The sequence below is a fragment of the Nocardioides sp. genome, assembly GCF_036267815.1.
In the GTDB taxonomy this organism is placed as follows: Bacteria; Actinomycetota; Actinomycetes; order Propionibacteriales; family Nocardioidaceae; genus Nocardioides.
The window spans coordinates 54,805-76,017 of sequence record NZ_DATAVI010000036.1; the positions used below are offsets into that span (position 1 = coordinate 54,805).

Sequence of the window (21,213 nt, forward strand, 5' to 3'; positions counted from 1 at the left end):
AACCTTGACAGAGAACCTCGATCCGGTCGGATGGGGCCTTTGAAGACTGTTAAGGGTGTGTCCCTCACGTGACGAGTCGTCGGTGAGATGAGGTCGCGCAGTAACGCCGGCTCGCACCCACGATGGCCGGCGACTCGTCAGCCCAGCGGGCCGTGCTCGTGGGCGAACACGACGATCTGGACGCGGTCGCGCAGGCCGAGCTTGCGCAGGATCGAGCCCACATGCGTCTTCACCGTGGACTCGCTGGCATAGACCGCCCCCGCGATCTCGGTGTTGGACATGCCGCGCGAGACCGCATGGAAGACCTCGCGCTCCTTCTCGGTCAGCGCCAGGTACGCTGCCGGCGCGGGAGTCGCCGGACGGAACTGCGTCTCCAGGAGCGCTGCCAGATCGCTCGGTGCCAGCACGGCGTTCCCGGTGTGGACCGTGCGGATCGCGTCTCGCAGCCGGGTCGGCGTGGTGTCCTTGAGCAGGAACCCGCTGGCGCCGTACCTGATCGCCGTCGCCGCCTGGTCGTCGAGGTTGAACGTCGTGAGCACGACGACCCGCACAGGCCTTGGCCGCCGTGCCACGCGGTCGGCGGAGAAGATCTGGCGGGTTGCCTCGACGCCGTCCATCTCCGGCATCCGGACGTCCATGAGCACGACGTCGGGCTCGAGCTCGTCGACCAGCCGGACCGCCTCGATCCCGTCACCGGCCATCCCGACGACCTTCATCCCCTCCTGGGCGTCGAGGATCACCTTGACGCCCTCGCGGAACAGGTCCTGGTCGTCGACCAGGAGCACCGCGATGTCCGGCCTGCCGACCTCGGGTCCGGTCATCGGCCGCTCACGGGTACCCAGGCCGTGGCGGTGAACGTCGGCTCGCCACCCTCGTCAGCGCGTCGTACGTCGAGCCGGCCGCCGACCGCCTCCAGCCGGCGACGCATGCCCTCGATCCCTTGCCCCGGCGGTCCGGCAGGATGCATCGGCTCGGTCTCCTCGGTATCGGCGGCCCGGTCGGCGGCCCGGTGTGCCTCGGCGTTGCTCACCCGGATCCTCAGCTCCCGGTCCGAGGCGTCGCGGGGCCAGCGTCGCTCGACGGTCACGAGGCGGTCGCGCCGCCCGTGCCGGATCGCGTTGGTCAGCATCTCCTGGATCACCCGGTGGGCCGCGACGTCCAGCTCGGGCGGGAGGGGCTGAGCGCTGCCGACCTCGCTGGCCCTGACCTCGTGGCCGCTTGCCCGGACGCCCTCGAGGAGCTGCTCGAAGGCACCGGTCCGGGCCGGCCCGGGCGCTGCCGGGCTCGCCAGTACCTGGCGCACGTCCTGGAGCGACGACCGGGCTGTGCTCGCGATCCTCGCCATGGTCGCCTTCAGCGCCCGCGGGTCGTCGTCGGGAAGGAACTGGCCGGACTCGGCCTGCGCCAGGATCACCGCCAGCGAGTGGCCGACCACGTCGTGCACGTCGCGGGCGAGCTGCCCCTGCTCCTCGCGCAGTCGGGCGATCTCCTGGGCCTGCTCCGTCTCGCGCTGCGCGCGGGCGGTCTGGGCCGTCGCCCGGAGCACGAGCCCCGCGAGCCAGGGGACGACCAGCACGAGCAGCCCCAGCACGGTCGCGCCGACGACCAGCGTGGGGCTGATCCGGCGGGCGCTGTTCAGCAGCGCCCCGAAGGCCCACAGGTCCGCGAAGGCGCCGTACGACGCGTGGTGGGCGACGGCGAGCCCGACCGCGCCGCCGACCGGGATGGAGAGGCCGCTCATCGCCACCGTCTCCGGGCGGCCCCAGCGAGCGCAGCCGAACGCCACGATCGTCACCGAGAGCTCGACCGTGATCATCGGCAGACCCGTCACCACCTGGAGCGCGCAGGTGACCCACACCAGGCCGAGTGCCGCCAGCGGAGCCCGCCGGCACAGTCCGCAGGCGACCGCGAAGGCCACGACCACCGGCACCCACCGGGTCGTGGAGTCCCGGGAGACCGGCGCCCGCTCCCAGAGCTCGAGGACGCCCATGCCCAGCACCACCAGGCCGACCAGGATGTCCGGGGCCCACTCCCGTAGCCGATCGGTCACCGGCGGCGGCTCATCGGCGCGCGACGACGCGACGGGATGCCTGGACGCCATGGCGGAAACCTACGACAGCGTCGCGCACCAGCATGTCCACCAGCTCGGGGTAGGAGACGCCCGCCGCGGCGAACATCTTGGGCACCTGGGACTCCTCGGTGAGACCCGGCATGGTGTTGACCTCGTTGAGGACGGGTCCGCCGTCGGTCAGGAAGAAGTCGATGCGCGCGACGCCGGCGCAGCCGAGCGCGTCGTACATCGTCTTCGCCGCGCCGACCAGGGCCTCGTGCTCGTCGTCGGTCAGCAACGCGGGGACCCGGAAGTCGGCCCCGCCGCCGTACTTGGACTCGGTGTCGAAGACCCCGTCCGCCACGATCTCCAGCGCCGGGGCGACCACACGCGCCCCGTCCGGACGGCCGAGCACGGCCAGGTCGATCTCGCGGCCGAGCACGACGTCCTCGACCAGGACGCGCGGGTCCAGGGCGAGGGCGGCCACCAGGGCGGCGGGGAGCTCCGCGGCCCCGCGGACCAGGGTGACGCCGTGGCTGGAGCCCGCGGTCACCGGCTTGACCACCACCGGATGGCTGAAGGTGTACGCCGGCACGGTCGCGGGGGTGAGCAGGACCTCGGGTGCCACCGCGATGCCCAGGCTCCGGGCCACCAGCTTGGTGGCCCACTTGTCCATCGCCAGGGCACCCGCGCCCAGCCCGGAGCCCACGTAGGGCACCCCGGCCAGGTCGCAGAGCGCCGCCAGCGTGCCGTCCTCCCCGTGTGGTCCGTGCAGGACCGGGATCACCACGTCGCAGGCCTGGAGCGTCCGCACCGCACTCGGGAGGGCGAGGCGCTCGTGGTCCTCGTCGCACCAGTCGCCGTCCGGGTCGATGGTGAGCCGCACGACGTCGTAGCGCCCGACGTCGAGGGCGGCGGCGACGCCGGCCGCCGAGGCCAGGGAGATCTCGTGCTCGCTGTTCGCTCCGCCCCCGACCACGGCTACTCGCGTCCTGGTGCTCATCGGGTCCTCGCGCCCAGGCGCGTCACGATCTCGTGCTCGATGGTGTCAGCCCAGCCCGCCCACTCGGCCGTGGTGGGCTCACCCGCGCGTCCGGGGCCGAAGACGACGACGTCGTCGCCGGCCACCGGGCTGTCCGGACCGGCCGGTCCCAGGTCGACCACCGCCATGTCCATGGAGATCGCGCCGACCAGCGGTCGCCGCCGGCCGCCCACGAGCACCTCGGCCCGCCCCGATGCGGCCCGGGGCAGGCCGTCGGCGTATCCCAGCGGCAGCAGGCCGAGAGCGGTGGCCGAGGGGGCCGACCAGGTGTGGCCGTAGCCGACCGGGGTTCCGGCCAGGACCCTGCTCACGCTCACCAGCGGTGCCGTCAGGGTCAGCGCGGGGTGGAGGTGGGTGCTGCCCGAGGGGTCGATGCCGACCAGTCCGGCGCCGACCCGGCACATCGTGTGGTGACTGAGGGGGTCGGTCAGGGTGGCCGCCGTGGCGGCGAGGTGTCGATGCGTGGGCCGCAGACCTGCCGCTCGTGCCGTCATGACGCCCCAGCCGAAGCGCGCGCGTCCGATCGCGTTCGCCGGGTCGCCGGGCACGTCGGCGCACGCCAGGTGACCCATCAGCCCGGTCACGCGCACCAGCCCCAGCCGCTCGGCGCGGCGGGCCGCCCGGCACAGGCCAGCCCACTCCGAGACCGGTGCGCCGTCGCGGGCCAGACCGGTGTCGAGGTGCAGGTGGACGGCGGCACCGGGAGCGGTCGAGGCGATGGCGTCCAGATGTGAGCGCGAGGGTACGGCGAGTTCGATGAGGTGGCTGCGGGCCGCGGCGAAGTCGGCGTCGAGGGGGTTGAGCCAGCTCAGCACCGGCGCGGCGATCCCGTCGGCGCGAAGGGCGAGCGCCTCGGCGAGGGTGGCGACGCCCAGCCGGCTGGCACCGTGGGCCAGCGCGGTCCGGGCGACGGAGGAGGCGCCGTGGCCGAAGCCGTCGGCCTTGACCACCGCCATCAGCTCGCCGGTCGCCCGGCGGGCGAGCAGCTCGACGTTGGCCGCGACCGCGTCGAGGTCGACGCCGAGCCGCGGCCCGGCGCCGGTGCCGCCGGACGGCGGCTGCTGGGCTCGGGCCGGTCGTGAGGCCGGTCGCGAGGCCACGCGCGGGTCGCAGAGCAGGATCGTCATGTCACCCACGGTGCCGGGCGGGCCGGTCCGGCACCTCCGCCTGAGGTGCCGAGCACCTGTCCTCGAGGACGAGACCGCTGGTCGGCACCTCACTAGATTGGGTGCTCGTGGCGGCCGACTGCGTGTTCTGCTCGATCGTCGCGGGGGCGACCCCGGCCGACCTCGTGCTCGACGAGCCCGACGTCGTGGCGTTCCTCGACGCCCGCCCGGTCTTCAAGGGCCACGTTCTGCTGGTGCCGCGCGCGCACGTCGTGACCCTCCTCGACCTGCCCGGCGTCCTGCGCGACCCGTTCCTCGAGGCCGCGCAGCGACTGGCGCGCGCGGTGGTCGAGGGGCTCGGCGCCCAGGGCAGCTTCGTTGCGATGAACAACGTCGTGAGCCAGTCGGTCGCCCACCTGCACCTGCACGTCGTGCCGCGGACCAAGGGCGACGGCCTCCGCGGCTTCTTCTGGCCGCGCACCAGGTACGCCGACGGGGAGGCCGCGAGCTACGCCGACCGGCTCCGGACGTCCGTCAGGAAAAGTTGACAAAAGCGGGCATGTCAGGTTAACTTGACATCGTGAACGACGCTGCCGAGCTCTCCGAGGGTGCGGCGAGCAACGACCCCGAGCAGGGGTTGGCCGCCGTCCGGGCCCTGCGCGCGCTGGCCGACCGTCTCGAGGCGGTGCAGGTCCACAGCGCGCGCGAGCAGGGCTGGAGCTGGCAGGCGATCGCCGACGTGCTCCAGGTGAGCCGGCAGGCCGTTCACCAGAAGCACTCCCGCGACTGACACATCCCAAGACACATCCCAAGAACCTGAGGAGAACACCCATGCACAGCCGATTCGACACCGAATCCAGGATCGCCGTCACCCAGGCGGCAGACATCGCCCGCGAGCTCGGCCACCGGGAGGTCGGCCCCGGCCATCTCCTGGCCGGCCTGCTCGCCAACCCACGGGGGACGGCCTACGCCGCGCTCCGTGACCACGGCCTCGACCTCGACTCCACCCGCGACCTCGTCGCGGCACACCACGTCGACGCGCAGTCGGACCGCGAGACCCAGGCAGACCACTACGAGGAGGACCGCGAGGCCCTCAGGGCCATCGGCATCGACCTCGACCGGGTGCGCGAGGCGGTGCGCAGCAACCTCGGCGCCGACCTGGCCGACGGCTGGGCCGCCCGATCCGAGCGCGGCTCGCGCCGCGAGGGCGGGCGCGGCCGAGGCGGCCGCGGCCGGCACCACCACGGACGGGGCCACGACCGCGGCCGCGGCCGTCGCGGCCCCCGCAGCCGGCGCGAGGACGTGCGGTTCTCGCGCGAGCTGCGCGCGGTGCTGCGCGACGTGCGCCGGTCGGTCCTGCGCGACCAGCTCGACCTCGAGACACGCGAGGAGACGAGGCGCGTGCCCGGCATGACCGGTGCGCGGATGCTCGTGGCGCTGACCCGGTCCGACGACCCGGCCGTGCGGGCCGTGCTCGCCTCCTCGACCGGGGCCGAGGGTCTGCGCGCCCAGGCCGAGGCGGCGGTCAAGCCGGCGGCCGACGCCTGACCCGGCTCCGAACCTCATCTTGCGACGGACATCCGCAACCTGCGGGTGTCCGTTCGCATCGAACCGGCATGACACACACGCGCATCGCCTCCGCCGCGCTGGCGGCCCGAACGGGTCGAGCCACCGGCACCTGACGGACTGGTCGACCGACGGGGACCGGGCGGTCGAGCTCGTCGACACCACCAGCTCCCACCAGAAGGCCGTCGTCGACGACCTCAAGGCGCCGGGACACATCGCAGCACCGGCCTCGGCAGGGGCATCACCGGCGCCACCTTCGCCGACCACGGCTCCCTCTGCCTGACCAAGGCAGGCGGCCGGAAGGGCTCGCCCCTGCTGCGTCTCGACGACGACGGCCCCGCCCAGGTCCTGCTGGCATCGCCGTCGGGACGGCAGGTCGTGACGGGCACCGCCAAGAGCAGCGACCACCGGCTGCTGGTGATCGGGCGCGGCGGAAGCCTCGCCCGCACCCTCCAGACCCCGGCCGAGTGCACGGCCCCGCTGGTGGAGCGGGGGGCGTCGTGATGGCCAGCTGCCTGGTCGGCAGGCGACCGGCGCAGCGGCTGTACGCCGCGCCGCTCGACGGCGGCGCCGGCCACTGGACCACCCTCGCCCATGGGCGCAGGAGCACCGACCCGGGCGACCTCGACGCCCGCAGGCTGCACGGGACGACGCACATCGAGGCGGCCGGGCCGTGCGGCGTGGTGCTCCTGGCCCGTCAGCATCGCAACGGCGCCGCGACGAAGGTCACGCTGCCCAAGGCGACCCAGAAGGTCTACCTGATCGGAGGGCGGGGCGCCTGACGAGGCCTACGCCCGGCCTACGCCAGGTTCCTCGGGCTCGACGAGCACCCGGTCCCGGTCGGCTGACGTCTCCACCCGGCCTCTACAGTGGCGGGTGCCGTAGGGACACCAGTCGAGCCGCGAGGAGTCAGCACATGGGCCGCTTCGACGGGCGCGTCGCCGTCGTGACGGGCGCCGCGCGCGGGATCGGGCTGGCGATCGCCACCCGTCTCGCCGACGAGGGCGCCTCGGTCGCGGTGCTGGACCTCGACGAGGCTCAGGCCGGCGCCGCTGCCGAGCAGCTGCCGGCCGAGGCGGGCCGCCCTCATCTCGGGATCGGGTGCGACGTGAGCGACACCGGGTCGGCGCGGGCCGCGGTCGAGCGCGTGGTCGGCGAGCTCGGAGCCCTGCACATCCTGGTCAACAACGCCGGGGTGACCCGCGACAACCTGCTGTTCAAGATGACCGACGACGACTGGGACACCGTGATCGCCGTGCACCTGCGCGGTGCGTTCGCGATGACCCGCGCCGCCCAGCAGCACTTCGTGCAGCAGAAGTACGGCAAGGTCGTCTGCCTGTCCAGCGTCTCTGCGCTGGGCAATCGAGGGCAGGCCAACTACGCCGCGGCGAAGATGGGCATCCAGGGCTTCGTGCGCACTCTCGGCATCGAGCTGGGCCCCTTCGGCGTCACCGCCAACGCGATCGCACCGGGCTTCATCGCCACCGACATGACCGATGCCACGGCCGCCCGGGTCGGGATGCCGGTCGAGGAGTTCCGGCAGGCCGCCGCGGACCGCAACCCCGTGCGCCGCGTCGGCTACCCCGAGGACATCGCGGCCGCCGCCGCGTTCCTGTGCAGCGAGGAGGCGTCCTACATCACCGGCCAGACGCTGTACGTCGACGGAGGAGCCAAGCTTGTCTCCTGACGCGGCTCCCGCCCCCGACTACATCCACCGCACCGGCGCGCCTCCGGGCTTCAAGACCCGGCACATCTGGATCGGCGCTGTCATCTTCATCGTGTGGTTCGGCGTGCTCGGCTTCGTGCTGACCCACGGCCGCAACGAGGCGTCGTCGGTCGACGTCTACTCCGAGCTGCCCAGCGGCTTCACCGGCAGCCTGGAGGCCCAGGGCCTGACCTACCAGGGGCTGTCGCCGGTCGACCCGACCACGCAGCAGCAGGCGCTGGCCCATGTGCCCTCGACCGGCACCGACAACGGCGGGAAGCCGCTGGTCTTCCGCACGTCGTACACCAAGTCCCATGGGTCGGGGCAGCCCGGCGTCGCCACGCCCGCGCTGATGATCGTCGTCCCCCACACGAATGGGACCGGCTTCCACGTCGACTTCGTCGACCCCACGAGCTACCAGGAGCTCGCCTCCGCGGACATCACCGGGAGCGGGTGACTCGCCTCACAGCCACGGCGTGGCCTTCCCGGAGCGGTTGTGGCCATCCCTCACACTGGAGCCGATCGAAAGTCAACATCATCGATGGAGATTCGCGTGCGACGCTATGCCCTGACCTTGTCCGCCATCACGGCCGCCGGCCTGATGCTCACGGCGTGCGGCGGCTCGACAAGCTCGACCGCCGAGTCCGGCCCGCAGAAGGTCGAGGGCGGCCAGTCGATCCAGCAGTTCTGGCCGCTGACCGGGCTGAAGGTCTCCTCCGGGAAGACGGCGTCACTGGACCACCCGGTGCTGGTGGCGAAGATGGACAACACCGTCGCGAGCCAGCCGCAGGTCGGCCTGTCCAAGGCCGACATGGTGGTCGAGGAGCTGGTCGAGGGCGGTCTGACCCGGCTGGCGGCGTTCTACTACTCCGAGATCCCCGGCAACGTCGGGCCGGTCCGCTCGATGCGCGCCAGCGACATCGACGTGGTCTCGCCGGTGCACGCCTCGATGGTCACCAGCGGCGCGGCTCCGCGCACGATCGCGCTGATCAAGGGCGCCAAGATCCCGTTCTACGGCGAGGGCTCGCCCGGCATGTACCGCTCGACCGAGCGCGCCGCGCCGTACAACCTGTTCGTCCACCTCAACGAGATCGCCAAGGCCACCAAGACCAAGGCCGCGACTCCACCCGAGTACCTCCAGTTCGGCACCGGCAGCGATCTGCCCAAGGGCCGCAAGGTCACCTCGATCGGCGCGCAGTTCTCCGGTGGGCACACCACCGAGTGGCAGTTCGAGAACGGCAGCTACCACAACCTCAACAGCAACGCGCCGGCCGGCGACCAGTTCCCGGCCACCAACGTGCTGGTGCTGCGCGTGCGCGAGGGCAACGCCGGCTACCTCGACCCCGCCGGCAACCCGGTGCCCAAGACGCTGCTGACCGGCAAGGGCAACGCGCTGCTCTTCCACGACGGCCGGATGTACGCCGCCACCTGGCACAAGGGCGCGTCCGCATCGCCGATCACCTTGACCTCCAAGAGCGGCCAGAAGCTCGAGGTCCCCGCCGGCCGCACCTGGATCGAGCTGGTGCCGCAGGTCGGCGGCAACGTCACCTTCAAGAAGTAGGGGCCGGCACGGCCTGGTCGGAGAGCGCGCGCAGCCCGGCCAGGATGAAGCCGATCGCGGCCTCCACCCGCTCGGCCTCCTCGTCGGGGTAGTCCGCGCGGGAGACCGTCGTCCCCGCCGACGACATCGCCCCGAAGAAGATCCGGGCGAACGTGTGCACCATGGCGTCGTCCGGTTCCCAGTCGCCGGCGCCGAAGACCGCGCGCACGATGTCCAGCACGTAGACGAAGGTCGGTCGCTCCTCCTGCTCCCGGAATCGCTCGTAGCCCAGCACCGACGGGCCGTCCTGCACCACGATCCGGCTGTACGCCGGCTGCCGGACGACCTCGAGGAACGCCCGGAGCCCCGCGACCGCCTTCTCCCACGGGTCCGGATGACCCTCCAGGGCCGACCGGATCTGGCGGGCGCCGGCCCACTCGACGTTCTCGAAGGCGGCCTCGAAGAGGGCCTGCTTGCCGGAGAAGTGGTGGTAGAGCGCGCCCTTGGTGACCTCGGCGCCGGCCACGATGGCGTCCAGCGACGTCGCGGCGTAGCCGTGCTCGGCGAAGAGCCGCTCGGCGACCTCGACCAGTGTCCGCCGGGTCGAGGCGGAGAACTCCGCGCGGCTCGTGCCCATCGGCGCAGTGTAAAGCCGCGAGCGCCGGCCGGATCGGAACCTAGAAAATACCTAGGATGTGCTAGAACTGCCGAGTGCTTTCACGAACCAAGGCCCCCGTCGTAGCCGGCGCCGCTCTCGCTCTTCTCGCTCCTCTTCTCGCCGGCTGCGGCGGCGGTGGCGGTGGCGGCAACACCACGATCACCGTGCTGGCGGCGTCCTCGCTGACCGGCTCGTTCACCGATCTGGGCCAGGCCTTCGAGAAGGCGCACCCGGGGGTCGCGGTGAAGTTCGCCTTCGACTCCTCGGCGACTCTCGCCCAGGAAGCCACTCAGGGCGCGCCGGCCGACGTCCTCGCGACCGCCGACACCAAGACGATGGCCAGCGCGAAGGCCGCTCAGGCGGCGAGTCCCCAGGTGTTCGCCACCAACGTGATGGTGCTGGCGACGCCGGCTGCCAATCCCGCCGGCATCACGGGCTTCACCGACCTGGACAAGCCCTCGGTCAAGTTCGTGATGTGCGTCCCGACGGCTCCCTGCGGTGTGGTCGGGCAGGCCTTGCTGGACCAGGACCACATCACCGGTAAGCCGGTCAGCCAAGAGGTCGACGTGAAGTCGGTGCTCGCGACGCTGACCGAGGGCGAGGCCGATGCCGGGATCGTGTACACGACCGACGCCGTCGCGGCCGGCTCCGCCGTCAAGGCCCTGCCGATCCCCGGCAGTGCACGACAGACCACGTCGTACCCGATCGCGCCACTGACCCAGTCCAAGCACTCCTCCCTCGCCCGGGAGTTCATCGACATGGTCCTGTCGACCCGAGGTCAGGCCGTCCTTCGCAAGGCCGGGTTCGGGGCGCCGTGACCCCCGGCTCCGTCCGGCTGGGGCGTCCCCCGGTCGTCCTGCTGGTGCCGGCCCTGGTCGGGTCGGCGCTTCTCGTCGTCCCGCTGGTGTCGCTCGTGCTCGACACGCCCTGGGCCGGCTTCTGGGGCCAGCTGACGTCCTCCGCTGTCCTGGAGGCGCTTCGGCTGACCCTGGTGGCCTCCTTGTCGACGGTCGGACTCTGCATCGTTCTCGGTACGCCGTTGGCCTGGCTGCTCAGCCGTACGTCGTTCCCGGGACGAGCTCTGCTGAGGGCGCTCGTCCTGGTGCCGTTGGTGCTGCCGCCGGTCGTCGCCGGAGTTGCCCTGATCACGGCCCTGGGCAGAACCGGTCTGGTGGGACACCTGCTCTACCAGTGGTGGGGGATCACGATCCCCTACACGACGACGGCCGTGGTCATCTCGCACACCTTCGTGGCCCTGCCGTTCTACGTGCTCAGCGTCGAGGGATCGCTGGGCTCGGTCGGGGACCAGTTCGACACCGTCGCTGCGAGCCTCGGTGCCGATCGCTGGACCACGTTCCGCCGGGTGACGCTCCCCCTGGTGGTCCCCGGGATCGTCGCCGGCGCAGCTCTCGCGTGGGCGCGCTCCCTGGGCGAGTTCGGCGCCACCATCACGTTCGCGGGGAACTACCCGGGGACCACCCAGACGATGCCGTCCAAGATCTACACCGCGCTCCAGGACGATCCCGGCGTTGCGCGCACCCTCAGCATGATCCTGCTCGTCGCCTCGATCGGCGTGCTCGTGGGCCTGCGTAGTCGATGGCTGAGCACATCGTGAGCGGCCTTCGCGCGACGATCTCGGTCAGGGGTCGACTGGAGGCGGAGCTGACGGCCGAGCCGGGTGAGACCGCAGCGGTGATCGGCCCCAACGGCGCGGGGAAGAGCACGCTGCTGGCGGCCCTGGCAGGGCTGGTCGCCTGCACCGCGTCGGTCACGGTGTCGGGCAGGTCTTGGAGCGACCCTCCCCGGCCCGTTCGACAGCGGGACGTGGGGCTCGTCTTTCAGGATCAGCGGCTCTTCCCTCATCTGTCGGCGCTGGACAACGTCGCGTTCGGGCCGCGCGCGCGAGGCGTTGCGCGCGGGGAAGCCGAGCGTCGCGCCCGAGCCTGGCTGGACCGGTTCGGCATCGCCGACCTCGAGGCGAGACGCCCAGGGACACTCTCGGGGGGGCAGGCGCAGCGCGTGGCCCTGTCGCGGGCCCTGGTCCTGGATCCGGCGCTGCTTCTTCTCGACGAGCCGTTCGGCGGGCTCGATGTGGGTGTTGCGACGACCCTGCGCATCGAGCTGGCCCGTCACCTGCGGGCCTTCGCCGGCGTCACGGTCCTGGTGACCCACGACGCCATCGACGTTCTCACGCTGGCCGACCGTGTTGTCGTCCTCGACGCCGGGAGGGTCGTGCAGACCGGAACCCCGCTCGAGGTCGCAGCCCGTCCGCGGTCAGAGCATGTGGCGCGGCTCGTCGGCCTCAACGTCTTGCGCGAGGGGACTCGGTTCGTGGCGTTCAGCCCGACGGTCGTGACGGTGTCCCTACGAGAGCCCGACGGCTCCGCTCGGAGGCGCTGGCCGGGAGTGATCGCCCACGCCGCCCCGCACGGCGAGTCGGTGCGCCTCCTCGTCAACGGAGAGCACGATCTGCTCGCCGACGTCACGCTCGCGTCGACCGTCGAGCTCGGGCTGGTTCCCGGGCGCGATGTCTGGCTCTCGGTCAAGGAGTCGGCGGTCGACACCTACGCCGAGGGCGCTTGAGCGTCAGGGTCGGCCACCAGTGTCAGTCCTATGCTGAGCCCGTGGCTGACTACCTGCGCATCGGCGAGGTCGCCCAGCGTCTCGGGGTCAGCGTCGACACCCTGCGCCGGTGGGAGACCGAGGGCCGGATCACCTTCGAGCGCCGCGGCAACCAGCGGGTCCTGCCGGCCGCGGACCTGGCCGGCTTCCTGCACGCGCTGAGCGGACCGGACCGCACCTCCAGCGCCCGCAACCGGTTCACCGGCGTCGTGGTCTCCGTCGAGCGCGACGGCGTGATGGCCAAGGTCGAGCTGGCCTGCGGCGACTACCGCGTCGTCTCGCTGCTCAGCCGCGAGGCCGCCGACGAGATGGAGCTGGCCCCCGGGGTCGCGGCCACCGCCGTCGTCAAGGCCACCAGTGTCATGGTCGAGCGGGCCTGAGGGATCGCGTACCGTCTGCGCATGCTCTCCTCCGGACCCGTTCGGGCGCGCGCCGGCCTCGCCGCCGTTCTGCTCGCGCTCGTGGTGGGCGCCCTGCCCTCCTCGGCGAACGCCGCACCGCTGCCGTCGCGGCGGCAGTGGCACCATGACGTCGCCGCGGCGATGACCGGCTGGCGCGACTACCTGCGCGCCGCCGTCTCCGTCGCGGGGCCGAGGTACGCGGTCAACCTCGACATCGACAACACCTCGCTCGCGACGCACTACCAGCCCGGGCACCCGGTCAAGCCGGTGCTGCGGCTCGCCACGTGGGCGGCCAACCACGACGTCGCCGTGCTGTTCAACACCGCTCGCTACGGCCCTGGCATCAAGGCCGGCAAGAAGCTGCTGGTGAAGGCGGGGTACGCCGTGACCGAGATGTGCGGCCGGACCGGCGTGCGTGTCGCACTGCGCCGCGGCAAGGTGCGGTGCCGCAGGCACTTCGTCGGCGAGGGGTACACGATCGTCGCCAACATCGGCAACAACCGCACCGACTTCTCCGGGGTGAAGGACTACGGCCGCGCCTTCCGGCTGCCCAACTACGGCGGCCGGCTCGGCTGACGGTCCCCGCGCCGGGGGGCATGATGGGTGCATGGCCGAGATCCGGGCGGGGATGCTGCTGCTGGCGTCGCCCGAGCTGGTCGACCCGAACTTCGTCGATGCGGTCGTCCTCCTGCTGGACACCGACGAGAACGGCGCCATGGGCGTGGTCATCAACCGCCCCTCCCCGGTGCCCGTGGTCTCGGTGCTGGCCGACTGGGGCGAGATCGTGGCCGAGCCCGAGGTGCTGTTCCGCGGCGGTCCGGTCTCCCCGGAAGGGGCCCTGGCCGTCGCGCTCCTGCGCGACCAGGGCGCCGTAGGCCCGGGGCTCCGGCCGGTCACCGAGCGGCTCGCCATCGTCGACCTCGAGGGCACCGCGGACGACATCGACCCCGCGGTCGACGGGGTCCGGATCTTCGCCGGGTACGCCGGGTGGGGGGCGGGCCAGCTCGAGGGCGAGATCGAGGGTGGCGACTGGTACGTGCTGCCGTCGCTGCCGCCGGACGCCTTCCAGGCCGACCCCAGCGACCTGTGGCGCGAGGTCATGCGGCGCCAGCCCGGCGAGCTCGCCTGGCACGTGAACCGACCCGCCGACCCCGAGCTGAACTGAGCGTCCGAGGGCTGTCGTAGGCTTGGCGGCGTGGCTCCCACCGGCTTCTCGCCCCTGACCGACACCGCCGTCGACCAGCGGGTCGACGAGCGCACGGTCCCCACCGACGAGGGTGACCACGAGCGCTTCAGCCACTACGTCGACAAGCACAAGCTGACCGAGGCGATGGTCATGGGGACGCCGGTCGTCGCGCTCTGCGGCAAGGTCTGGGTGCCGAGCCGGGCGCCGGAGAAGTTCCCGGTCTGCCCCGAGTGCAAGGACGCCTGGGAGTCGATGAAGCCCGGAGCCGGAGACGACGGCGAGTGACGGGACGCCAGCTCCCGCCCGCCGATGCTCCCGACAACCTCTCCACTGCACTGACCCCGGCCTGGCCGGAGCGGGCCGCCTGGGGCACGGCGCCGTCCCTGCGCGCCTGGCAGTCGGCGGCCTTGACCGACTACGCCGTGCGGGCGCCGCGCGACTTCCTGCTCGTCGCGACCCCGGGTGCCGGGAAGACGACGTTCGCCCTGTCGGCGGCCGCCGACCTGCTCGGTCGCCGGGTCGTCGACCGCGTCGTCGTGGTCGCGCCCACCGAGCACCTCAAGCTCCAGTGGGCCGAGGCGGCCGCCCGGGCCGGGCTCCCCATCGACCCGGCGTACTCCGCGGGCTCGGGGAAGACCTCGTCCGACTACGTCGGCGTCGCGGTGACCTACGCCGGTGTCGCGGTCAACCCGCTGGCGATGCGGATCCGCACCGAGCGGTTCAAGACGCTGGTGGTCCTCGACGAGATCCACCACGCCGGCGACGCCCTCACCTGGGGCGAGGCGGTCCGCGAGGCCTTCGAGCCGGCGACCCGTCGGATCGGGCTCACCGGCACGCCGTTCCGCTCCGACGTCAACCCGATCCCCTTCGTCACCTACGCGCCGGGCCCGGACGGCGTGCCCCGGTCGATGGCCGACTTCAGCTACGGCTACGCAGACGCGCTGGCCGACCATGTCGTCCGCCCCGTGCTCTTCATGGCCTACTCCGGCGACCTCGCCTGGCGCACCCGCGCCGGGGACGAGATCTCGGCCCGGCTGGGCGAGCCGCTGACCAAGGACCTGACGGCCCAGGCGCTGCGGACCGCGCTGGACCCGGCGGGGGAGTGGATTCCCTCGGTCCTCGCCGCGGCCGACCGGCGGCTGACCGAGGTACGCCGTCACGTGCCCGACGCCGGTGGGCTCGTGATCGCCTCGGACCAGGAGTCGGCCCGCGCGTACGCCGCGCTGTTGAAGAAGGTCAGCGGCGAGACCCCCACGCTCGTGCTCTCCGACGAGAAGGCCTCGTCTCGCCGGATCGCGACGTTCACCGAGTCCGAGAAGCGCTGGATGGTCGCGGTGCGCATGGTCTCGGAGGGCGTCGACGTCCCGCGGCTCGCGGTGGGTGTCTACGCCACCAGCACCTCGACCCCGCTGTTCTTCGCCCAGGCCGTCGGCCGCTTCGTGCGCGCGCGAGCACGCGGCGAGACGGCCTCGGTCTTCGTCCCGTCGGTCGCCACGCTGCTGAGCCATGCCGCGCAGATGGAGCTGGAGCGCGACCACGTCCTGGGCCGGACCATCACCGACGAGGGTGACATCCTCGCCGCCGAGCAGGACCTGGTGGCCCGGGCGAATGCCGACGAGGGAGCCTCCGACGAGCTGCTGGGCAGCTACGAGGCGCTCGGCTCGCAGGCGCGCTTCGACCAGGTGGTCTACGACGGGTCCGCGTTCGGGCATGCCGGCGAGGTGCACGTCGGCTCGGAGGAGGAGATGGACTTCCTGGGCATCCCCGGCCTGCTCGAGCCCGACCAGGTCCGCGAGCTGCTCCACCATCGCCAGCGCTCGCGCCGTACCGCCCCGGCCGGAGAGCGGCACGCCCCGGTCGAGCACGCGCCGTCCACCCACGAGCAGCTTGCCATCCTGCGGCGCGAGCTCAACGGCCTCGTGGCGGCGTGGCACCACCGCACCGGCCAGGCCCACGGGGTGACCCACGCCGCCCTGCGCAAGGAGCTGGGCGGCCCGCCCGCCGCCATCGCGGGCGTCGAGCACCTGCACGCCCGGATCAACCGACTCCGCGAGTGGGCGTCGCGGCCCTTCCGCTGACCTCGATCGGAGTCGCCCCGGCCGGCGAGCCGGTTGCTCAGCACGGCGCGGGCCCAGGCCCGGCTCCACGATGCCGCCGGCCGCCTCGTCGCCCATGCCACCTCCACCTGCATGATCTTCCCCGCCCCGGAACGGTCGACACCGACTAGCCGGAGTGGGCCAACGGCAGGACGCGGTAGGGGATCTGGGTGGCCAGGGCGATCACGGTGGAGGAGCGGACGATCGCGGGATCCTGGAGGACCAGGTCGATGACGCGCTGGAGGTCGGCGTTGGAGCGGGCCACGACGCGTGCCCACAGGTCGCCGGCCCCGGTGATGGTGTGGGCCTCGAGCACCTCCGGAATGGTGGCGAGGTGGCCGGCGACCGCGTCGTGACCGCCGAGCTCCACCCGGTCCTGGCGGATCTCCAGACTCAGGAACGCCGTCACCGGAAAGCCCAGCGCCTCCGGCGACAGGTCCGGCCCCCACCCGGTCACGACCCCGCTGTCGGCCAGCTTGTCCAGGCGCGCCTGCACCGTCCCGCGGGCGACGCCGAGCTCGCGCGAGGCCTGGAGAACGCCGATCCGCGGGTCGGCGGCGAACAGGGCGAGCAATCTGCGGTCGAGATCGTCCATCGCGTCTCCCGTGGTGTGCAGTTTGACTAGTGAATCCCAGTACTGTTGCGCAGGTTGTCACCACCAGGCAAGGTGAAGCTCATGACGACGACCCATGAGACCCCGTCCACTGGCGGTGCCCTCACCGCCGACGAGCTCAAGGCCGACCTGACCCTCGACCAGCTCAAGCAGCTGGTCGGCCTCGTGGAGTACGACGCGACGAACGACCCGTTCCCGGTCACCGCCCAGGACTACGTCGGCTTCGTGGTCGGCAACGCGACCCAGGCCGCGCAGTTCTACCAGCTGGTCTTCGGGATGGACCTCGAGGCCTACTCCGGCCCCGAGACCGGCAACCGCGACGCCAAGTCGTTCGTGCTGCGGTCCGGCAGCGCGCGCTTCGTCTTCACCGGTGGCGTCGCCACCGACAGCCCGATCCTCGACCACCACCGCAAGCACGGCGACGGCGTCGTCGACCTGGCGATGGAGGTGCCCGACGTCGACCGATGCGTCGAGCACGCGCGGTCGCAGGGCGCGACGATCCTGGCCGAGGCGCACGACGTCACCGACGAGAACGGCACGGTCCGCACGGCCGCGATCGCGACGTACGGCGAGACCCGGCACACGCTGGTGGACCGCTCGCGGTACGACGGTCCGTTCCTGCCCGGCTACGTCGCGGCGTCCACGCGGGTCACCCGTCGCGAGGGTGGGCCGGCGCAGGCTCGCGGCCAGCGCCTCTTCCAGGCCATCGACCACTGCGTCGGCAACGTCGAGCTCGGCCGGATGGAGGAGTGGGTCGACTTCTACAACCGGGTCCTCGGGTTCACCAACATGGCGGAGTTCATCGGCGACGACATCGCCACCGACTACTCCGCCCTGATGTCCAAGGTCGTGGCGAGCGGCAACCACCGCGTCAAGTTCCCCCTCAACGAGCCGGCGATCGCCAAGAAGAAGTCCCAGATCGACGAGTACCTCGAGTTCTACGGCGGCGCGGGCTGCCAGCACATCGCCCTGGCCACCGGCGACATCCTGCGCACCGTCGACATGCTGCGCGACAACGGCGTGGAGTTCCTCCAGACGCCCGACGCCTACTACGACGACCCCGCGCTGCGCGCTCGCATCGGCGAGGTCCGGGTGCCCATCGAGGAGCTGAAGAAGCGGGCCATCCTGGTCGACCGCGACGAGGACGGCTACCTCCTCCAGATCTTCACCAAGCCCATCGGCGACCGCCCGACGGTCTTCTACGAGTTCATCGAGCGGCACGGGTCGCTCGGCTTCGGCAAGGGCAACTTCAAGGCGCTCTTCGAGAGCATCGAGCGAGAGCAGGAGCTACGCGGCAACCTCTGAGTCAGCGGAGTCAGCGGAGTCAGCGGAGGGGGCGGACGACCTGGCCGCCCTTCATCACGAAGCGCACGTCCTCGAGGAGGCGGACGTCGGCGAGGGGGTCACCGGCGACCGCGACCAGGTCGGCGTACCACCCGGGCTCGAGCCGTCCGATGCGCTCCTGCCACCCCATCAGCTCGGCGGCGCGGGTCGTCGCCGACCGGATCGCGTCCAGCGGCGACTGCCCGTGCCGCACGTGGTAGGCCAGCTGGCGCGCGGCGAACTCGTGCGGATAGATCCCGCTGTCGGTGCCGTAGGCGATGCGGACCCCGGCCGCGAGGCACTTCTCGAACGCGGCGCGCTGGGTCTGCGTCGTGTCGTCGTTCTTGCGGAGCACGTCGGCCCGCCACCCGTCCCGCCGGCCGATCTCCGCGATGTAGTCACCGCCGTAGATGTCGGCGACCAGCCAGGTCCCCGACTCGGCCATCATCGCCACGCCCTCGTCGTCCATCAGCGACCCGTGCTCGATCGAGTGCACGCCGGCCCGGACCGCACGCTTGATGCCCTCCGCGCCGTGCGCATGGGCCGCGACGTGAGCACCGTGGAGGGCGGCCTCCTCGACGGCGGCCCGGATCTGCTCCTCGGTCAGCTCGGGGACGCCGGGGTCGCCGTTGTCGGACATCACCGACCCGGTGGCGATCAGCTTGACCAGGTCGGCGCCGCCGTAGAGGATCCGCCGCACCACGCGGCGTACGTCGTCGACCGTGCTGACGACTCCGACCCGCAGCTCGGCCGGCACGAGGTGCTCGGCGTCGGGGGCCAGGCCCGCGATGTCGCCGCCGCCGCCGTAGCAGCTCACATAGGCCCCGGCGACCATCATCCGCGGCCCCGGCGTCCACCCCGCGTCGATCGCGTCGCGGAGCGCGACGTCGACGAACGCCCGGTAGGTCCCGACGTCGCGCACGCTGGTGAAGCCGGCCTCCAGGGTGGCGCGAGCGTTGCGCACGCCGCTCATGGCCTCCTGGGCGCCGGTCCGGGTGAGCAGCTCGGTGTAGCCGTGCCCGCTGTCCTCCTCGCCGATCTGGTGGGAGTGGCAGTCGACCAGGCCCGGCAGCACCGTGTGCCCCGGCAGGTCGCGCACGGGCAGGTCGCTGGGGAGGTCGGACGCCGAGACGACGCCGGCGATCCGCTCGCCCTCGACCACCAGCGCCACGTCGGTCAGGGTCTCGCCCGTGCTCACGTCGAGCAGGTGGCCGGGACGAACGGCGTGCCGGGCGGCCCGGCCGATGGGGGCGCCGCTGGCGGGGCTGTCGTCTGTCACGCCTGGGAACCTACTGGTCCTGCGGCTCCCGCGTCGTCACGGGAGCCGGCAGCGGCGCACCGTCGCAGCAGTTGGCCTTCATGTGGCAGTGGGGGCACAGCCATCGCGTCGCGATCGGGTCGAACGCGCGGCCGCAGTAGTCGCAGGGCACGGGTGCACGCTACGACCGCCGACGGCGGCCGTGGCCGGACACGCCGTCAGTCCAGGTCGCCGACCAGGATCGCCTCGGCCTCGTCGGCCGAGGTCTCGTGGCTGCCCGCCAGCGCTCGGGTGAGGACGCCGGCGCCGCTGGTCATGATCACGATGCCCACCGCGACCATGACCGCCCCGAAGACGAACGGCGCGTGCACGTGCTCGTGCGGCGGCAGGCCGAACAGCTTCAGCGCGACATAGGGGCCGATGGCGCCGCCGCAGAAGCGGACGAAGGAGTACGCCGCCGACGCGACCGCGCGCTCGACGGGCGCGACGCCCATCACCGCCTCGGTGATCAGGGTGTTGTTGTTGCCGATGAAGGCACCCGACGCCACGATGCCGACGATGACCACCGTCTGGTGGTCGGCGAAGACCGCCATCATCAGCAGGTCGAGCATGAACAGCACGAGCGTCCCGATCACGGCCGGGATGGTCCCGACGAGGCGCTGCACCCGGGGGGCGACGAACACCGACACGACGGCCACGAGCAGGCCCCAGCCGAAGTAGATCCAGCCGATGGCGATGATCCCCGAGCCCGGCAGGGCGAACGGGCCGGCGGCCAAGATGGTGAAGAAGCCGATGTTGTAGAAGACGGCGGTGAGCCCGGTGAGCAGCAGAGGCCTGTGGCGCAGCGCCCGGAAGGGGTCGGCGAGCGACGTGTGGCGACCGCTCGGGGGAGTCGCCGGCAGGAAGAACGTGGTCGCGACGAGCGCGATCACCATCAGCGTCGAGACGCCGTAGAACGGCGCGCGCCAGGAGTGCTCGCCGAGCAGCCCTCCGACCAGCGGCCCGGACGCGATGCCGATGCCCAGCGCGGCCTCGAAGAGGATGATCGCCTGGGCCGTGCCACCGGTGGCCGACATCACGATCGTGGCCAGCGCGGTGGCGACGAACAGCGCGTTGCCCAGACCCCAGCCGGCCCGGAAGCCGACGACGGCGCCGACGCTGTGGGAGGAGCCGGCGAGGGCCGCGAAGACGATGATCAGCACGAGCCCCGAGAGCAGGGTGCGCTTGGGGCCGATCCGGCTGGAGACCACGCCGGTGACCAGCATCGCCACGCCCATGATCGCCATGTAGCTGGTGAACATCAGCGAGACCTGGCTGGGCGTCGCCTTCAGCTGGACCGCGATGTCCTTGAGGATCGGGTCGACGAGTCCGATGCCCATGAACGCGATCACGCAGGCGAACGCGACGGCCCACACCGCTCGGGGCTGCGCGAAGAACGACCCGGACGTGGTCTGGTCGGCCTGTCGGGCGGATGGCGGCTGGTGGTGGGCGGCGTGCGTGGACACGGACTTCCTCTCGACGGGTGGCTGGATTATAGATAGGTAACCTATGGATTGTGGCGGTTGTTCCCGTGTGAGCTGGCGCACCCTCGCGCCGGGAGCGCTTCCCTAGCCCTAGAGGCGCTCGGACAGGATGTCGCGCAGGACGGCGACCGCGCGGGCCACGTCGGTGACACCGTGCCCGGTGCGCGCCAGCCGCTCGGCGACCGCGGCGCCGTTGTCGCGGCGGGCCTCGGCGAGCCGCGCGCGCCCCGCCGGGGTGAGCTCGACGACCGTGCGCCGCGCGTCGACCGGGTCGGGGTCCTTGGCGACCCAGCCCTCCTCGACCAGCTGCCGGACCGCTCCGGAGATCGTGGGCTGGGAGGACCGGTCGGCGTCGGCCAGTGCCGTCACCCCGATCGGCCCGAGGTCGTCGAGCAGCGCCAGGATCCGGATGCCGGCCGGATCTCCGACCCGGCGACGGATGGCCCGCACCAGCCGGGCGGCCTGGACCACGAGCTCGCTGCTCTGCTGCTCGAGGTCACTGGGCACCCGGGCAGGATACCGAT

The 21,213-nt window shown here is 72.2% G+C and carries 27 protein-coding genes; 17 read left to right on the forward strand and 10 right to left on the reverse strand.

Annotated features, from left to right (window positions below; all coding sequences use genetic code 11):
- Nucleotides 1–137: 137 nt before the first annotated feature.
- The 4 genes from VHW64_RS06910 to alr are packed head-to-tail and all read right to left on the reverse strand — an operon-like array spanning nt 138 to nt 4,219.
- Entirely contained in the window at nt 138–821 is a 684-nt protein-coding gene (locus VHW64_RS06910) for a response regulator transcription factor (RefSeq protein ID WP_329649787.1), read from the reverse strand.
- A complete protein-coding gene (locus tag VHW64_RS06915) occupies nt 818–2,101 on the reverse strand; it encodes a sensor histidine kinase (protein WP_329649788.1) in 1,284 nt (427 codons plus the stop codon). The genes VHW64_RS06910 and VHW64_RS06915 overlap by 4 nt, the downstream gene beginning before the upstream one ends.
- Nucleotides 2,061–3,053, reverse strand: a complete 993-nt coding sequence (locus VHW64_RS06920; RefSeq protein ID WP_329649789.1) for a D-alanine--D-alanine ligase — start codon at nt 3,051–3,053, stop codon at nt 2,061–2,063. Before VHW64_RS06920 ends, VHW64_RS06915 begins: the two co-directional genes overlap by 41 nt.
- Nucleotides 3,050–4,219 (reverse strand): alanine racemase, encoded by a 1,170-nt coding sequence (alr, locus tag VHW64_RS06925; protein WP_329649790.1) that lies wholly within the window; start codon nt 4,217–4,219, stop codon nt 3,050–3,052. Before alr ends, VHW64_RS06920 begins: the two co-directional genes overlap by 4 nt.
- Before the next feature lie 107 nt (nt 4,220–4,326).
- On the opposite strand from alr, the gene VHW64_RS06930 reads away from it, so the two are divergent.
- The 8 genes from VHW64_RS06930 to VHW64_RS06965 all read left to right on the forward strand — a co-directional run bounded on the left by VHW64_RS06930 (nt 4,327) and on the right by VHW64_RS06965 (nt 9,030).
- The gene (locus VHW64_RS06930; RefSeq protein WP_329649791.1) at nt 4,327–4,746 is read left to right on the forward strand and encodes an HIT family protein; all 420 of its coding nucleotides are present in this window, start codon (nt 4,327–4,329) and stop codon (nt 4,744–4,746) included.
- 32 nt (nt 4,747–4,778) lie between these two features.
- Nucleotides 4,779–4,988 carry an RNA polymerase subunit sigma-70 gene (locus tag VHW64_RS06935; protein WP_329649792.1) on the forward strand — a complete coding sequence of 70 codons (210 nt, stop codon included), beginning with the start codon at nt 4,779–4,781 and terminating at the stop codon, nt 4,986–4,988.
- A 41-nt stretch (nt 4,989–5,029) separates the two neighbouring features.
- Nucleotides 5,030–5,746: a Clp protease N-terminal domain-containing protein gene (locus VHW64_RS06940; RefSeq protein ID WP_329649793.1), complete on the forward strand. Its 717-nt coding sequence runs from the start codon at nt 5,030–5,032 to the stop codon at nt 5,744–5,746.
- Between the two features lie 396 nt (nt 5,747–6,142).
- A complete protein-coding gene (locus VHW64_RS06945) occupies nt 6,143–6,268 on the forward strand; it encodes a hypothetical protein (RefSeq protein WP_329649794.1) in 126 nt (41 codons plus the stop codon).
- Nucleotides 6,268–6,546: a hypothetical protein gene (locus VHW64_RS06950; protein WP_329649795.1), complete on the forward strand. Its 279-nt coding sequence runs from the start codon at nt 6,268–6,270 to the stop codon at nt 6,544–6,546. The genes VHW64_RS06945 and VHW64_RS06950 overlap by 1 nt, the downstream gene beginning before the upstream one ends.
- Before the next feature lie 134 nt (nt 6,547–6,680).
- A complete protein-coding gene (gene fabG, locus VHW64_RS06955) occupies nt 6,681–7,451 on the forward strand; it encodes a 3-oxoacyl-ACP reductase FabG (protein ID WP_329649796.1) in 771 nt (256 codons plus the stop codon).
- A complete protein-coding gene (locus tag VHW64_RS06960; RefSeq protein WP_329649797.1) occupies nt 7,441–7,926 on the forward strand; it encodes a hypothetical protein in 486 nt (161 codons plus the stop codon). Before fabG ends, VHW64_RS06960 begins: the two co-directional genes overlap by 11 nt.
- 96 nt (nt 7,927–8,022) lie before the next feature.
- Nucleotides 8,023–9,030 (forward strand): DUF3048 domain-containing protein, encoded by a 1,008-nt coding sequence (locus tag VHW64_RS06965; RefSeq protein ID WP_329649798.1) that lies wholly within the window; start codon nt 8,023–8,025, stop codon nt 9,028–9,030.
- Here VHW64_RS06965 and VHW64_RS06970 read toward each other — a convergent pair.
- On the reverse strand, nt 9,020–9,646 hold the full coding sequence (locus VHW64_RS06970; protein WP_329649799.1) for a TetR/AcrR family transcriptional regulator: 627 nt from the start codon (nt 9,644–9,646) through the stop codon (nt 9,020–9,022). The two genes, VHW64_RS06965 and VHW64_RS06970, sit on opposite strands and share 11 nt — an antisense overlap.
- A 74-nt stretch (nt 9,647–9,720) precedes the next feature.
- Here VHW64_RS06970 and modA point away from each other — a divergent pair, with 74 nt between their 5' ends.
- Genes modA through VHW64_RS07010 form a run of 8 tightly spaced genes read left to right on the forward strand, consistent with a single transcriptional unit; the run spans nt 9,721 to nt 15,954 of the window.
- On the forward strand, nt 9,721–10,485 hold the full coding sequence (gene modA, locus VHW64_RS06975) for a molybdate ABC transporter substrate-binding protein (protein ID WP_329649800.1): 765 nt from the start codon (nt 9,721–9,723) through the stop codon (nt 10,483–10,485).
- Nucleotides 10,482–11,282, forward strand: a complete 801-nt coding sequence (locus tag VHW64_RS06980) for an ABC transporter permease (protein ID WP_329649801.1) — start codon at nt 10,482–10,484, stop codon at nt 11,280–11,282. The genes modA and VHW64_RS06980 overlap by 4 nt, the downstream gene beginning before the upstream one ends.
- Nucleotides 11,264–12,250 carry an ABC transporter ATP-binding protein gene (locus VHW64_RS06985; protein ID WP_329649802.1) on the forward strand — a complete coding sequence of 329 codons (987 nt, stop codon included), beginning with the start codon at nt 11,264–11,266 and terminating at the stop codon, nt 12,248–12,250. The genes VHW64_RS06980 and VHW64_RS06985 overlap by 19 nt, the downstream gene beginning before the upstream one ends.
- Before the next feature lie 41 nt (nt 12,251–12,291).
- Complete coding sequence (locus VHW64_RS06990; protein ID WP_329649803.1) at nt 12,292–12,669, forward strand: TOBE domain-containing protein; 378 nt, start codon at nt 12,292–12,294, stop codon at nt 12,667–12,669.
- A gap of 21 nt (nt 12,670–12,690) precedes the next feature.
- Complete coding sequence (locus VHW64_RS06995) at nt 12,691–13,266, forward strand: HAD family acid phosphatase (protein WP_329649804.1); 576 nt, start codon at nt 12,691–12,693, stop codon at nt 13,264–13,266.
- 31 nt (nt 13,267–13,297) lie between these two features.
- Nucleotides 13,298–13,855 carry a YqgE/AlgH family protein gene (locus VHW64_RS07000; RefSeq protein WP_329649805.1) on the forward strand — a complete coding sequence of 186 codons (558 nt, stop codon included), beginning with the start codon at nt 13,298–13,300 and terminating at the stop codon, nt 13,853–13,855.
- A gap of 30 nt (nt 13,856–13,885) precedes the next feature.
- Complete coding sequence (locus VHW64_RS07005) at nt 13,886–14,161, forward strand: DUF3039 domain-containing protein (protein ID WP_329649806.1); 276 nt, start codon at nt 13,886–13,888, stop codon at nt 14,159–14,161.
- Nucleotides 14,158–15,954, forward strand: coding sequence for a DEAD/DEAH box helicase (locus tag VHW64_RS07010; RefSeq protein ID WP_414690466.1), 1,797 nt, complete (start codon nt 14,158–14,160; stop codon nt 15,952–15,954). The genes VHW64_RS07005 and VHW64_RS07010 overlap by 4 nt, the downstream gene beginning before the upstream one ends.
- Before the next feature lie 145 nt (nt 15,955–16,099).
- Here the strand turns inward: VHW64_RS07010 and VHW64_RS07015 are convergent, their stop codons facing one another.
- On the reverse strand, nt 16,100–16,567 hold the full coding sequence (locus tag VHW64_RS07015; RefSeq protein ID WP_329649807.1) for an Lrp/AsnC family transcriptional regulator: 468 nt from the start codon (nt 16,565–16,567) through the stop codon (nt 16,100–16,102).
- Nucleotides 16,568–16,648: 81 nt separating this feature from the next.
- Between VHW64_RS07015 and hppD the strand changes: the two genes are divergently transcribed.
- The gene (gene hppD / locus VHW64_RS07020) at nt 16,649–17,890 is read left to right on the forward strand and encodes a 4-hydroxyphenylpyruvate dioxygenase (RefSeq protein WP_329649808.1); all 1,242 of its coding nucleotides are present in this window, start codon (nt 16,649–16,651) and stop codon (nt 17,888–17,890) included.
- A 19-nt stretch (nt 17,891–17,909) separates the two neighbouring features.
- On the opposite strand, the gene VHW64_RS07025 is transcribed toward hppD, so the two are convergent.
- The 4 genes from VHW64_RS07025 to VHW64_RS07040 form a co-directional block, all read right to left on the reverse strand.
- Nucleotides 17,910–19,187, reverse strand: coding sequence for a metal-dependent hydrolase family protein (locus VHW64_RS07025; protein WP_329649809.1), 1,278 nt, complete (start codon nt 19,185–19,187; stop codon nt 17,910–17,912).
- A 10-nt stretch (nt 19,188–19,197) separates the two neighbouring features.
- Nucleotides 19,198–19,338 (reverse strand): hypothetical protein, encoded by a 141-nt coding sequence (locus tag VHW64_RS07030; RefSeq protein WP_329649810.1) that lies wholly within the window; start codon nt 19,336–19,338, stop codon nt 19,198–19,200.
- A gap of 46 nt (nt 19,339–19,384) precedes the next feature.
- Nucleotides 19,385–20,671, reverse strand: a complete 1,287-nt coding sequence (locus VHW64_RS07035; RefSeq protein ID WP_329649811.1) for an MFS transporter — start codon at nt 20,669–20,671, stop codon at nt 19,385–19,387.
- 108 nt (nt 20,672–20,779) lie between these two features.
- Complete coding sequence (locus VHW64_RS07040) at nt 20,780–21,196, reverse strand: MarR family winged helix-turn-helix transcriptional regulator (RefSeq protein WP_329649812.1); 417 nt, start codon at nt 21,194–21,196, stop codon at nt 20,780–20,782.
- Nucleotides 21,197–21,213: the final 17 nt, after the last annotated feature.